At 66.5% G+C, this 13255-nt stretch carries 13 protein-coding genes; 2 read left to right on the forward strand and 11 right to left on the reverse strand.

The features are described 5' to 3' along the window. Positions 1–174: 174 nt before the first annotated feature. Positions 175–444 (reverse strand): 30S ribosomal protein S15, encoded by a 270-nt coding sequence (gene rpsO / locus CG51_RS03320; protein WP_035741737.1) that lies wholly within the window; start codon positions 442–444, stop codon positions 175–177. 220 nt (positions 445–664) lie between these two features. Between rpsO and aroC the strand changes: the two genes are divergently transcribed. Then, positions 665–1765, forward strand: coding sequence for a chorismate synthase (aroC, locus tag CG51_RS03325; protein WP_035741740.1), 1101 nt, complete (start codon positions 665–667; stop codon positions 1763–1765). Positions 1766–1923: 158 nt separating this feature from the next. Here aroC and CG51_RS03330 read toward each other — a convergent pair whose 3' ends face one another. From CG51_RS03330 to ade, 4 genes are all read right to left on the reverse strand, one after another. After that, positions 1924–2823 carry a DMT family transporter gene (locus tag CG51_RS03330; RefSeq protein WP_035741743.1) on the reverse strand — a complete coding sequence of 300 codons (900 nt, stop codon included), beginning with the start codon at positions 2821–2823 and terminating at the stop codon, positions 1924–1926. Positions 2824–2880: 57 nt separating this feature from the next. Continuing rightward, a complete protein-coding gene (locus CG51_RS03335; RefSeq protein ID WP_035709049.1) occupies positions 2881–3168 on the reverse strand; it encodes an HU family DNA-binding protein in 288 nt (95 codons plus the stop codon). A 129-nt stretch (positions 3169–3297) separates the two neighbouring features. After that, positions 3298–4779, reverse strand: coding sequence for an AMP nucleosidase (locus tag CG51_RS03340; RefSeq protein ID WP_233141195.1), 1482 nt, complete (start codon positions 4777–4779; stop codon positions 3298–3300). A 5-nt stretch (positions 4780–4784) separates the two neighbouring features. Further along, complete coding sequence (gene ade, locus CG51_RS03345; protein WP_035741746.1) at positions 4785–6590, reverse strand: adenine deaminase; 1806 nt, start codon at positions 6588–6590, stop codon at positions 4785–4787. Positions 6591–6679: 89 nt separating this feature from the next. Here ade and CG51_RS03350 point away from each other — a divergent pair, with 89 nt between their 5' ends. Continuing rightward, positions 6680–7543, forward strand: a complete 864-nt coding sequence (locus CG51_RS03350) for an SDR family oxidoreductase (RefSeq protein WP_035742102.1) — start codon at positions 6680–6682, stop codon at positions 7541–7543. Here the strand turns inward: CG51_RS03350 and CG51_RS03355 are convergent. The 6 genes from CG51_RS03355 to CG51_RS03380 form a co-directional block, all read right to left on the reverse strand. Continuing rightward, positions 7523–8740, reverse strand: a complete 1218-nt coding sequence (locus CG51_RS03355; RefSeq protein ID WP_035741747.1) for an MFS transporter — start codon at positions 8738–8740, stop codon at positions 7523–7525. The genes CG51_RS03350 and CG51_RS03355 overlap by 21 nt on opposite strands. A gap of 101 nt (positions 8741–8841) precedes the next feature. Then, a complete protein-coding gene (gene dxs, locus CG51_RS03360) occupies positions 8842–10758 on the reverse strand; it encodes a 1-deoxy-D-xylulose-5-phosphate synthase (protein WP_035741748.1) in 1917 nt (638 codons plus the stop codon). 9 nt (positions 10759–10767) lie between these two features. Then, on the reverse strand, positions 10768–11637 hold the full coding sequence (locus CG51_RS03365) for a polyprenyl synthetase family protein (protein ID WP_035741750.1): 870 nt from the start codon (positions 11635–11637) through the stop codon (positions 10768–10770). 4 nt (positions 11638–11641) lie between these two features. Beyond that, positions 11642–11878: an exodeoxyribonuclease VII small subunit gene (locus CG51_RS03370; protein WP_035741751.1), complete on the reverse strand. Its 237-nt coding sequence runs from the start codon at positions 11876–11878 to the stop codon at positions 11642–11644. A gap of 162 nt (positions 11879–12040) precedes the next feature. Then, positions 12041–12736 (reverse strand): response regulator, encoded by a 696-nt coding sequence (locus tag CG51_RS03375; RefSeq protein WP_084695028.1) that lies wholly within the window; start codon positions 12734–12736, stop codon positions 12041–12043. Between the two features lie 5 nt (positions 12737–12741). Next, positions 12742–13254, reverse strand: coding sequence for a MarR family winged helix-turn-helix transcriptional regulator (locus CG51_RS03380; protein ID WP_035741754.1), 513 nt, complete (start codon positions 13252–13254; stop codon positions 12742–12744). Between the last annotated feature and the right edge of the window lies 1 nt (position 13255).

Below are 13255 nucleotides of genomic sequence, written 5' to 3' on the forward strand. Positions count from 1 at the left end.
GATCCCTGATGATCATTTCTCCAACCTGTCCCGCGGGATCCGACGGGGAGGCTTCGACCTTGGCCCGGCGATGCGCGGGCGCGGTGCCGGTCCTTGGGCGGGCGCGGTCATCCTGCGCCCCTGCCCGGATATATATAGCGGTCGCGCCCCGCAGGCGAGGCGCGACCGGAAAGGTCAGCGACGCAGGCCGAGACGCTCGATGAGCGACTGATAGCGGGCCTCGTCCTTGCCCTTGAGATAGTCGAGCAGCTTGCGGCGCTGCGCCACCATCATCAGGAGCCCACGGCGGGAATGGTTGTCCTTCTTGTGGGTCTTGAAGTGCTCGGTGAGCGTCGCAATCCGCGAGGAGAGGATCGCAACCTGAACTTCGGGCGAACCGGTGTCGCCTTCCTTCGTTGCGAATTCCTTGACGACGCGGTTCTTCTCTTCGACAGTGATCGACATCGGGGCCTCCTGTTCGGCTTGAGATAAGGGCGCGAGCCGGGATGTCGTCCAGCAAGGCCCGTGGAGCATCCGCGCGGAGATACGATGATCTCCCGGACGGATGCGCGCCTATACTGGAAAAACCCGATAAAGGAAAGCATAAATGGCGCGCCCGCGCCGCCCCGAAAGACTTCCCAGACGCCTCCGCAGCCGCTAAACGGGCGGGCGAAGGAGACCCTCCATGAGCCTAAACACGTTCGGCCACGTCTTTCGCGTCACCACTTGGGGGGAGAGCCACGGGCCGGCACTTGGCGCGACGGTGGATGGCTGCCCGCCCGGCGTGCCGATCGACCTTACCCGCGTTCAGGCGTGGATGGACAGGCGCAAGCCCGGGCAGAGCCGTTTCACCACCCAGCGCCGCGAGGCCGATGAGGTGGAAATCCTCTCCGGCACCTTCGAGGGTGTCACGACGGGCACGCCGATCCAGCTCATGATCCGCAACACCGACCAACGGTCGAAGGACTATGGCGAGATCGCCAACGCCTTCCGCCCCGGCCATGCGGACGTCACCTACTGGCAGAAATACGGCATCCGCGACTATCGCGGTGGCGGACGTTCCTCGGCGCGGGAAACCGCCGCACGGGTGGCGGCGGGCGGTATCGCGCGGGAGGTGCTGGCACGGCTCGTTCCCGATCTGCGGATCACCGGCTATCTCGTGCAGCTTGGCGCGGATGCCATCGACCGCGCCAGCTTCGACGCTTCGGAAATTGAGCGGAACCCGTTCTGGTCGCCGGATGCCGCGGCGGCGGAACGCTGGGCGGCCTCGCTCGACGCACTGCGCAAGTCGGGCAATTCCGTCGGCGCGGTGATCGAGGTCGTGGCCGAAGGCGTGCCTCCCGGCCTGGGCGCACCGATCTACGGCAAGCTGGACAGCGACCTCGCTGCCGCGATGATGTCGATCAACGCGGTGAAGGGGGTGGAGATCGGTGACGGGTTCGCCGCAGCCGCCCTGACCGGGGTGGAGAATGCCGACGAGATGCGTATGGGCAATCAGGGCCCCTATTTCACCTCAAACCACGCGGGCGGAATTCTGGGTGGCATCTCCAGCGGACAGCCCGTCGTGGTGCGCTTCGCTGTGAAGCCGACCTCCTCCATCCTCACCCCACGGCGGACGGTGACAAAGGACGGCGGGGAAGTGGAATTGGTCACCAAGGGCCGCCATGATCCATCCGTGGGCATCCGCGCCGTGCCGGTGGGTGAGGCGATGATGGCCTGTGTCCTGCTCGACCACCTGTTGCTCGACCGCGCCCAGACGGGCGGCGTGCGGGGCGAGTTCGCCTGACCTGCGGGCCATACGATTGGGTCCTCTGACTGGACCGTGTGGCGGCGGTGCCCGGCATCGGCGGGACACCGAAGGCCAGCCGACGACGACAACGACGCCAATGGATGGGTAGCCTTTTTCAGAAGCTTCGACTGCCCCCGTGAGGGCAGCGCCGAGGCTCAGGCTTTCTGGCTCTCGGCCAGAACGGGGCGTGTGCGGATCTGCTTGGAAAGCTGCACCGCGAGAATCCCAGCCATGATGATGAGCACGCCGACCAGATCGGCGCCATGCACTGGCTCTCCCAGCAGGACAGCCGCGACGGCCACGCCGAAGAACGGGTTGAGGAAGTGAAAGGTCGCGGCCTTGACCGCGCCGATCCGCAGCACAAGCCGAAACCAGAGCCATGTCGCGAACAGGCCCGGAACGAAAACCATGTAGAGAAAAGCCATCAGCACCCGCGGGCTGCCGTCGAGATGGAACGGCTCGGTCACAAGGGCAATGGGCAGCAGAACCGCGGTTCCGACGAGCATCTGCAAACCCACCACCATCAGCAGGTTGCCGCCTCCCGACGTTCCCCTGACCGCCAGCGTCGCTGCGGTGAGCGCAAGTGCGCCAAGGCAGAGCAGGAACAGCCCCCATGGGTCCACCCCACCGCTGATACGCCCCGCCATGATGATCGCGACCCCGACCATACCCGCGACTAGCCCCGCGATGCCCAGCGGACGCGGACGTTCGCCAAGGATGAGCCAGCCGAACAGCGCCACGAGCAGCGGCATGGTGGAGCCGACGATGGCGGCGAGCGAGGCCTCCACCGTCTGCATACCCACGAAATTCAGCCCGAGGTAGAGCGCATTCTGGCACACGCCGAACACGATCACCGAAATCCACTGCGAACGTGTCAGCCGCGCCGTCTGACCAAGCGAGAGCGCCAGCAGGATGCCGCATACCCCCGCCAGCAGAAAGCGCCCGGACAGCGCGTAGAGCGGGGGAACGGCGGTAACGACGATCCGGGCGGCAGTGAAGGCCGACGACCAGATGAAGGCGAAGGTCAGCCCCATCAGGAGCGCGCGGACGTCCATATTCCCCCCCGGAAATGGAAAGGGCCGCTCCTTGCGGGCGGCCCCTTGTTCTTCGCCTCAGGCGTTGATGCTGTCTTTGAGAGCCTTGGCGACGGTGATCTTCACCACCTTGTCCGCCGGCTTGGTGATCTGCTCGCCGGTGGCAGGGTTGCGCACCTGACGCTCGGGGCGGGTCCGGCAAACGATCTTGCCAAGGCCCGGAAGCGTCACGGCACCGCCGGCCACCACTTCCTTGGTCACCACGGACGCGATTGCGTCGAGCGCAGCCGTCGCCGTCTTCTTGTCCGAGCCCATCTCTTCGGCCAGGGCGGCGACCAGTTGGGTCTTGGTCAGCGCTTTCGACATCAGAACACTCCTCGTATAGTCCCGCTTGTGTTGTTATCGGCCCGTCATTTTAAGGGCATGTCGCTTGCTACACAGGTTTTCACCGCGCATTTCAAGCCGTTTCGCGTGGGCCAAGGCGGAAATCAGCCTTTAGAGAAAGGCTGTCTCCTCAAAGGAACGCAACTTGCGGCTGTGCATGCGCTCCAGCGGCGTCTCCCGCAGCAATTCCATGGCCCTGACGCCGATCTTCAGATGCCGCGCGACCTGCGTGCGGTAGAAGGCGCTGGCCATGCCGGGCAGCTTCAGCTCCCCATGCAGCGGTTTGTCGGAGACGCAGAGCAGCGTGCCGTAAGGCACGCGGAAGCGGAAACCGTTCGCCGCGATGGTCGCGCTTTCCATGTCCAGCGCCACGGCGCGGCTCTGGCTGAGGCGCTGCACCGGGCCGGACTGGTCGCGCAGTTCCCAATTGCGGTTGTCGATCGTGGCGACGGTTCCGGTCCGCATGATGCGTTTCAGCTCATAGCCCTCCAGCTCCGTCACCTCTTCCACCGCATCCTCCAGTGCCACCTGTATTTCCGCGAGCGCGGGGATCGGCACCCAGACGGGCAGGTCATCGTCCAGAACGTGATCCTCGCGCAGATAGGCGTGCGCGAGCACGAAATCGCCGAGGCTCTGGCTGGATCGCAGCCCCGCGCAGTGCCCGACCATCAACCAGGCATGTGGGCGCAGCACGGCGATATGGTCGGTGGCCGTCTTGGCGTTGGAGGGGCCGACACCGATGTTGACCAGCGTGATCCCTGCAGCCCCCGGACGCTTCAGATGGTAGGAGGGCATCTGCGGCATCTTGCCCAGCTGCGGCAGCGGATCGCCGGCCCCGGTGATCTCCACCCCGCCCGGCCCCACGAAGGAGGTATAGCCGCTCGCCGGATCGGCGAGGCAGGCGCGAGCATAGGCCTCGAACTCCTCCACGTAGAACTGGTAGTTGGTGAACAGCACGAAGTTCTGGAAATGCTCCGCTGCCGTTGCGGTATAATGCTGAAGGCGGGCCAGTGAATAATCCACCCGCTGCGCGGTAAAGGGAGCAAGGGCGCGCGAGCCGTCCTCATGCCGGATGTCGTAGCCGTTCACGATGTCGTCGTTCATCGTGTTGAGGTTCGGCACGTCGAAGATGTCGCGCAGCGGAAAGTCCAGCGCGGCCTCCTGCGGAACGGTGAACCCCTCGCTCGACATGGCGAAATGCAGCGGAATCGGCGTCACGGAGGGGCCCACGGCCACCGGCACGCCGTGGTTCTGCATGACGAGCCCGATCTGCTGGGTCAGGTAGGCTTCGAACAGGTCGGGACGGGTCACGGTGGTCGAGTATTCCCCCGGCTCCGCCACGTAGCCGAAGGACAGGCGGCTGTCGATCTTGCCGTAGCTCGTCGTGGTGATGCGGATTTCCGGGTAGAAGGCCCGGTATCGAGCACGGATCGAGCCGCCATTCAGTGTCTCTCCGAAGCGATCGCGGAGAAAGGCCGTGGCCTCGTCATACAGTTCCCGGAGAAAGGCCACCGCGGCGGCGGGATCGCCGAAAAGCTGCGGCTCGCGCAGGGGAGGCGTGCGGATCGGGAGGTTATTCTTGGGCAGGGACACGAGGTTCACGTGAAAAGCTCCGTCAACTCGAAGGTCGTAACATCGACGAGCCCGAGGTCGGAGATACGGATCTCCGGGATCACAACGAGCGCGAGAAGCGAATGCTGCATGTAGGCGTTGTTGAGCCTGCAGCCGCATTCCTCCATGGCCTGCACCATGCGCTCCGCCGCCGCGGCTACCTCCTGCGCCGGCCGGTCGCTCATCAGCCCCGCGATGGGAAGCGGCACGGAAGCGATCTCCGCGCCGTCCTTCCACACGGTGATGCCGCCGCCGATCTCGCCCAGCCGGTTCGCGGCTTTTGCCATCAGGTCGCGGTCGGTGCCCACGACGATCATGTGGTGGCTGTCATGCGCGACGGTGGAGGCGATGGCCATGCGCCCCTTGTAGCCGAAGCCGGAGACGAAGCCGTTCACCACGCCACCGGTGCCCCTGTGACGCTCCACCAGCGCGATCTGGGCGACGTCACGGCCCTCGTCCGGCTCCACCCGGCCGTCGGTGACGGCAAGATCCACGGTCAAGGCCTTGGTCGGGGCCTGATTTTCCACCACGCCGATGACGCGGGCGGTGACGGTATTCGCGCCGTCGGGCGCGGAGATCAGGAAATCGTCCCCGTCCAGCACCTTGCCCAGATGCACCGTCTGCCGCGCGGCTTCCGGCCAGTCGAGATGGGGGCAGCTCACCTTCAGGTCGCCGTCCTCCGCCACGGTCACGCCCCGCGCGATCACCCGTTCGATGGGCAGCATCATCAGGTCAGAGGTAAAGATCAGATCCGCCCGCCGCCCCGGCGCGATGGAGCCAAGCTCCCGCTCCAGCCCGAAATGCGCGGCGGTGTTGATCGTTGCCATCTGCAGCGCCACCAGTGGATCGCAACCACAGGTAATGGCATGGCGCACCACCCGGTTCATGTGCCCCTCGTTCACCAGCGTGCCGGAGTGGCAGTCGTCAGTGCAGAGAATGAAGCTCCGCGGGTCCAGCCCCCGTTCGGTGACGGCCTTGATCTGCGTCTCCACGTCATACCAGGCGGAACCCAGGCGCATCATGATCCGCATGCCCTGCCGGGTCCGTGCGATGGCATCCTCCACCCGCGTGCCCTCGTGATCGTCCGCCGGGCCCGCTGCGGCATAGGCATGGAAGGCCGGCCCGAGATCGGGAGAGGCATAGTGCCCGCCCACCGTCTTGCCCGCGGCCTGCGTCGCGGCAATCTCCGCCAACATCTGTGGATCGCCGTTGATCACGCCGGGGAAGTTCATCATCTCGCCCAGCCCGATGATGCCGGGCCATGTCATCGCCTCGGCCACATCCTCCGCGCTGATGGCGAAACCCGTCGTCTCCAGCCCCGGTGCGGAGGGCGCGCAGGAGGGCATCTGCGTGAAGATGCTGACGGGCTGCATCAGCGCCTCGTCATGCATCATCCGCACGCCTTCCAGCCCCAGCACATTCGCGATCTCATGCGGGTCGGTGAACATGGTCGTCGTGCCGTGCGGGATGACGGCGGCGGCGAATTCGGCCGGGATCAGCATGCCGCTTTCGATATGCATGTGGCCATCGCAGAGACCGGGGATCAGATACCGCCCTTCGGCGTCGATCACCTCCGTCTCCGGGCCGATACAATGCCCTGCATCCGGCCCTACGTAGGCAAAGCGTCCTGCGGCGATGGCGACCTGCCAGCCGTCAAGCACCTCACGCGTGTGAACCGAGACGACCTTGCCGCCGGTGATGACCAGATCGGCCGGCGCGCGTCCCGCGGCGACGGCGACCAGAAGGGGGGCCACGTCGGGCCAGCTCTGAAGGGGAGAGACTTTACGTTCCATGCCCGAGATTTTCACCTTGCGGCGTTGCGTTCAAGTGATATTGCGATGACAGTGGCAGCATGACCATGCCTCGCCCGGAAGAATCCCGCATTCCCACGCTTTTGTCACTCGGCCACGGTTACACGGCCGGCTTTCTGGAGCGGCATCTGCCCGGCTGGCGCATCATCGGCACGACGCGGGACGCGGCAAAGGCCCGGGCTTTCGTCAGCCGGGGAGTAGAGCCACTCCTGCTGCCCGCCGATCTCCGTCCCGCGATGGCGGTGGCCACGCATCTGCTCATCTCCTCCGCGCCGGGGATGGAGGGCGATCCGTTTCTGGTATTGGCGGGAGAGGCGATCGGCAAGGCCGCCCCGCATCTCGCCTGGGTCGGGTATCTCTCCTCCACCGGCGTCTATGGCGATCATGGCGGCGGCTGGGTGGATGAAACGACGGCACCCCGCGCGACGGAGGGTCACCGCGACCGCAGGCTCATGGCGGAGCAGGCATGGCAGACGCTCGCGGCACAGACAGGCCTGCCGCTCCATATCTTCAGGCTTGCCGGGATCTATGGGCCGGGGCGCGGCCCGTTCGAGAAGCTCCGCGCAGGCACGGCGCACCGCATCATCAAGGAGGGGCAGGTCTTCTGCCGTATCCATGTGGAGGATGCGGCGGAGGTGCTCGCGGCCTCCATCGCGCGGCCTGATCCGGGCGCGATCTACAATGTCTGTGACGATCTGCCCGCACCGCCGCAGGACGTGGTGGAAGCCGCCGCGCGGATGGCGGGCCTCCCCGTCCCCCCCGCGGTGCCCTTTGACGAGGCCGAGATGACGCCGATGGCGCGGGCCTTCTACCGCGACAACCGCCGGGTCAGGAACGAGAGGATCAAGCGCGATCTTGGCGTCACGCTCCGCTACCCGACCTACCGCGAGGGGTTGGCCTCGCTCCTGTCACCGTCACTCGCAGGGCTGGACTGAGCGGGCCACGCCCGAACGTTGTGCCGACCGGCGTGCATCCCAGACGGTGACGCCCAGCAGAAGAAGCCCGCCCAGCGCCAGTGCGCTGCCCACGAAGCCCGAGGCCGGAAAGCCGTAGCCCGCCGTCAGCACTATTGCGGCCAGCCACGGACCCAGCGCATTCGCCGCATTGAAGGCGGAGTGATTCAGCGCCGCCGCCAGCGTCTGGGCATCGCCCGCGACATCCATCAGCCGGGTCTGCAACACCAGCCCCAAAGATCCGCCCGCCCCGATCAGGAAGACGCAGGGCGCGATAGTCCAGAGGCTGTGGACGCTGAACGAATAGAGAAACAGCATCACCGCCGAAAAGATCAGGATGCCCGCCGCCGTGGCCATCAACCCCCTGTCGGCGATCCGCCCCACGATCAGCGTTCCCGCCGTCATGCCGAGACCGAAGACCATGAACACGATCGGTACCGCCCATTCCGGGGCCATCGTCACCGTCAGCAGTGTGGAGGCCACATAAGTATAGACGGCGAACAGCCCGCCGAACCCCACCGCCCCTGTCAGCAGCGTCAGCCAGACCTGCCGGTTGCCGAGCGCCGACAGCTCCCGGAGCGGGTTCGCCCCCGGATCGGCTGCCGGATCGGGCGCGAGCCGCAGGATCAGCACGAAGGTCAGGAGCGCCAGCACCCCCACCACACCGAAGCCCCAGCGCCAGCCGATCGTCTGGCCCATCACATTGGCCATCGGGACGCCCAGCACGGTGGCGATGGTAAGGCCGATCATCAGCATGGACACGGCCCATGTCCGCCGGTTCGGCGGAACGAGGGAGGCTGCCATCAGGCTTGCTACGCCGAAATAGGCCCCATGCGGCAGGCCGGCCATGAAGCGGAACAGCAGCATCACCGGATAGCTGGGCGACAGCGCCGCCGCCACGTTGGCCAGCCCGAAAACCGCCATGAGAATGAGGAGCAGGCGCTTCCTCGGCATCCGCGCGCCCAGTACCGCCAGCACCGGCGCGCCCACGACAACCCCGAGCGCATAGGCAGAGATCACATGGCTCGCCGTCGCAGCATCGATACCAAGCGCGGGCGAGAAATACGGCACCAGCGACATCGCCGCGAACTCCGTGGTGCCGATGGCAAACCCGCCCATCGCCAGAGCGAAGAGCACGAGCCTTACCGGCGCCTGGGCGATGGTGGGTGAATCGGTCATGTCGGGATCCCGCGGTTGCTGAGGCGAGATGTCGCATAACCGGCCCGCCATTCAAGGGGGTCCGTCAGTTATTTCTGCATTGCAGCAGGAGAATGGCCGGGTCAGGCCCGCCGTTCGATCCGCGCGACTCCCAGAACTTCCAGCACCTTCGCCTCTATCTCGGCGGCGTTCATGCCGGCGACGGCGTACATGTCCTCCATGCTCGCCTGGTCGATGAAGATATCCGGCAGCACCATGGAGCGGAAGCGGAAGCCCTTGTCGAAGACGCCTTCCTCCGCAAGAAGCTGCGCGACGTGGCTGCCGAAACCGCCGACCGCGCCCTCCTCCAGCGTGATCATCGCCTCATGCCCGCGGGCAAGCCGCAGGATCAGCTCCCGGTCCAAGGGCTTGGCAAAGCGCGCATCGGCCACCGTCGGCCGCAGGCCCCGCTGCGCCAGCGCCTCGGCGGCGGCATTCACCTCCGCCAGCCGCGTGCCGAAGGAAAGGAGCGCCACGCGGTTGCCCTCCGACACGATGCGGCCCCGACCGATCTCCAGCGGCTGGCCCCGCTCCGGCAGATCGACGCCGACACCCTCACCCCGCGGATAGCGGAAGGCGGAAGGCCGGTCATCCAGCGCGGCAGCGGTCGCGACCATGTGGACGAGCTCCGCCTCATCCGCCGCGGCCATCACCACCATGCCGGGCAGGTTGGCAAGAAAGGCGATATCGAAGGAGCCGGCATGCGTCGCCCCGTCCGCCCCTACCAGTCCTGCCCTGTCGATGGCGAAACGGACGGGCAGGCGCTGAATGGCCACATCATGCACGACCTGATCGTAGCCCCGCTGCAGAAAGGTGGAATAGAGCGCGCAGAACGGCCTCATGCCGCCCGCCGCCAGGCCGGCGGCAAAAGTGACGGCATGCTGTTCCGCGATGCCTACGTCAAAGCAGCGCTTCGGGAACCGTTCGGCGAACAGGTTCAGCCCCGTGCCATCCGGCATGGCAGCGGTGACGGCGACGATCCTGTCGTCGCGCTCCGCTTCCGCCACCAGCGCCTTCGCAAAGACGCTGGTGTAGCTCGGCGCATTGCTCGGGGTCTTTGCCTGCTTGCCGGTAAGCACGTCGAACTTCGCTGTGGCATGGCCCTTGTCGAGGGCGGCCTCGGCGGGGGCATAGCCTTTGCCCTTGCGGGTGATCGCGTGGATCAGCACCGGCCCCCGTGCCCGTGCCTTCGCGGTGCGCAGCACGGCCAGAAGCTGCTCCATGTCATGCCCGTCGATCGGCCCGATATAGGAGAAACCCAGTTCCTCGAAGAGAGTGCCGCCCACGGTCATGCCCTTGAGCATCTCCTTGGCGCGGCGCGCGCCTTCCTGCATCGGCGGCGGAAGGAAACGTACGGCGCCCCGCGCTGCCGCCTTCAGTTCCTGAAACGGCTCACCCGCATAAAGCCGTGCGAGGTAGGAAGACAGCGCTCCGACCGGCGGCGCAATGGACATGTCGTTGTCGTTCAGCACCACGAACAGCCGCTTGCCCAGATGGCCCGCGTTGTTCATCGCCTCGAACGCCATGCCTGCGGACATTGAGCCGTCACCGATGATGGCGACCGCATCTCCCACGCCCTCCGCGCCCAGATCGCGCGCCACGGCAAACCCCAGAGCAGCGGAGATGGAGGTGGAGGAATGCGCCGCTCCGAAAGGATCGTAGGGACTCTCTGACCGCTTGGTGAAGCCCGACAGCCCGTCCTTCTGGCGAAGCGTACGGATCCGCTCCCGCCGTCCGGTGAGGATCTTGTGCGGATAGGACTGGTGGGAGACATCCCAGACGATCTTGTCGCGCGGCGCGTCGAACACGGCATGGAGCGCGACGGTCAGTTCCACGACGCCCAGCCCGGCGCCCAGATGTCCCCCGGTTTCCGACACCGCGGAAATTGTTTCGGCGCGCAGCTCATCCGCCACGGCGGACAGCTCACGGTCGGTTAGCCCTTTCAGGTCGGCTGGTAGCCGCACCCGGTCCAGATGCGGCGTCACGGGTCTGTGGCTCATCGGGGCCTCCTACATCTCCCGCGCGATAACGAAACGGGCGGTGTCACGCAACCGTTCCGCCCCGTCCCCATAGGGGGTGAGCGCCGCGCACGCCTCCTCCACCAGCGAGATGGCACGTTTCCGCGCACCGTCGAGCCCCAGAAGCGACACGAAGGTGGCCTTGCCCGCCTCCGCATCCTTGCGCAGCCGCTTGCCGGCCTTTGCCGGGTCGCCCTCCGCATCCAGAATGTCGTCCGCGATCTGGAAGGCGAGACCCAGCGCCTCCGCATAGGCACGCATCGGCTGCGGATCCGCCGCGGCCAGCAGCGGCCCGGCCTCGGCCGACCAGCGGATCAGCGCACCCGTCTTGTTGGCCTGAAGGATGGTGATCTCCTCCAGCGTCAACGGGTGGACCGCGGTCTCCGCCGCAATGTCCTGCGCCTGTCCCAGCACCATTCCCGCCGCCCCCGCCGCCCGCGCCAGCCCTGCGATGAGCCGAAGCCGGACATCCGCGTCCGGCGCCACCTCCGGCCGCGAGAGGATATCGAAGGCCAGCGTCTGCAACGCGTCGCCCGCAAGGATCGCCGTCGCCTCGTCCCATTTCACATGCACGGTCGGCTGGCCCCGGCGCAGATCATCATCGTCCATCGCGGGCAGGTCGTCATGGACGAGCGAATAGGCATGGACCGCCTCGACCGCTGCCGCTGCATGGACGGACTGTTCAGGCGGAATACCGTGCAGCCGTGCGCCCTCCATCACCAGAAAGGCCCGCAACCGCTTGCCGCCGCCAACCGCATACCGCATGGCCTCGATCACGGGCAGATCGCCCATGGGAGAGAGCGCGGCCTGAAGCCGTGCCTCCACCCGTCCGGCCGCCGCGCGCAGCACCTCTTCGAACATTGGTTCAGAGCCCCTCGGCCGGCCGCGTTCCCGTCGGCTGACCGTTCTGGAGCGTGATCTGCTCGACCCGCTCCTCCGCTGCGCGCAGTTTCGCCTCGCAATGCTGGCGAAGCGCGTTGCCGCGTTCATAAAGGGCGATAGACGCCTCCAGCGCCACCTCCCCCCGCTCGAGCTGGCTCACCACCTGCTCCAGTTCCTTCAGCGCTTCCTCGAAGCTCAGCTCCGTCAAGGGCTGCGTCATGGCCGGTCTCCTTGGTTCGCGCCCCTGAAAGCACAAGGCCGCGCCGGAGTCGAGCCGCCCCGCCGCAGCATGCGCAGCACGCGCCCTGCCGATGTCCCGCGGCAGCCGGAAAGCCGGGGGTTCGACGCCCCCGGTTTTCCGCGCCGTCAATTGCCGGCCAACTCAGTCGGGCGCCAACATGTAGCCTTCGCCCCGCACGGTCTGCAGGTAACGTGGCTGGCGAGGATCCTCCTCGATCTTGCGGCGGAGACGGGTGATCTGCACATCGACCGCGCGCTCCTGCGCCTGCCCCTTGTCGCGTCCCAGATCCTCCACCAGCTTCTCGCGAGTCAGTGCCTCACCCGGATTGGCCGCGAAGATACGCATAAGCGCGACCTCGGTTGCCGTCAGCCGCACATGGTCCGGCCCGCGCCACATCTCGCCCCGTTCCACGTCATAGCGGACAGGACCAAGCTGGATGACCTTCGGGCCGCCCTGCTCCGGCCGGGCGGCAGGCACCCGGCGCAGGATCGCGTTGATGCGCAGCAGAAGCTCCCGCGGCTCGAAGGGTTTCGTCAGATAGTCGTCCGCTCCCGCCTCGAGCCCCTTGATGCGGTCGTCCGCCTCCCCCTTCGCCGTCAGCAGCAGGATCGGCGTGTCGATGTCCTCCCGGAGCGATTTCGTCAGGCTGATCCCGTCCTCGCCCGGCATCATGACGTCAAGCACCAGCAGGTCGAACTCCAGGCCCGCAAGCAGCCGCCGGGCCTGCGCTGCATCCCGCGCGGTGGAGACCAGAAATCCGTTGCGTATCAGGAATTTTTGCAGAAGGCCGCGGATCCGCTGGTCGTCATCGACGATCAGCAGATGCGGCGCGGAAATCTCCGTCACGATCCCTGCTCCTTCAATCCGCCATAGAGCCGGCGCATCTCCGGATCCATCATCGCCTCCAGCACCTGCCGGAACCCGGCCACCGCCTCTGGCCCGGCCGCCCTGTAAGCCGCGCGCATCCGTGCCCGCTGCGCCTCCGACAGGTCGCGTTCCAGCACGGTGCCGCGCTCCGTCAGGTAAAGGTGCCGCTCGCGCTTGTCGTTCGGCCCGATCCGGCTTTCTACCAACCTGTCCTCCACCAGCGCCCGCAGAACACGGTTCAGCGATTGCTTGGTCACGCCAAGGATCGCGAGCAGGTTGTTGACCGTGGTGCCCGGGCAGCGGTGAATGAAGTGCAACGCCCGGTGATGGGCGCGACCATAGTCGTACTGCTCCAGAATCCGGTCAGGGTCTGCAGTAAATCCACGATAGGCGAAGAACATCGCCTCGATGCCCTTGCGAAGCTGTTCATCCGTCAGAAACAGCAATCCCTCGCCCTGCACGGGCAATGCACCGATACCTTCCGCCAAC

Source organism: Haematobacter missouriensis, from assembly GCF_000740775.1.
Classification (GTDB): Bacteria; Pseudomonadota; Alphaproteobacteria; order Rhodobacterales; family Rhodobacteraceae; genus Haematobacter; species Haematobacter missouriensis.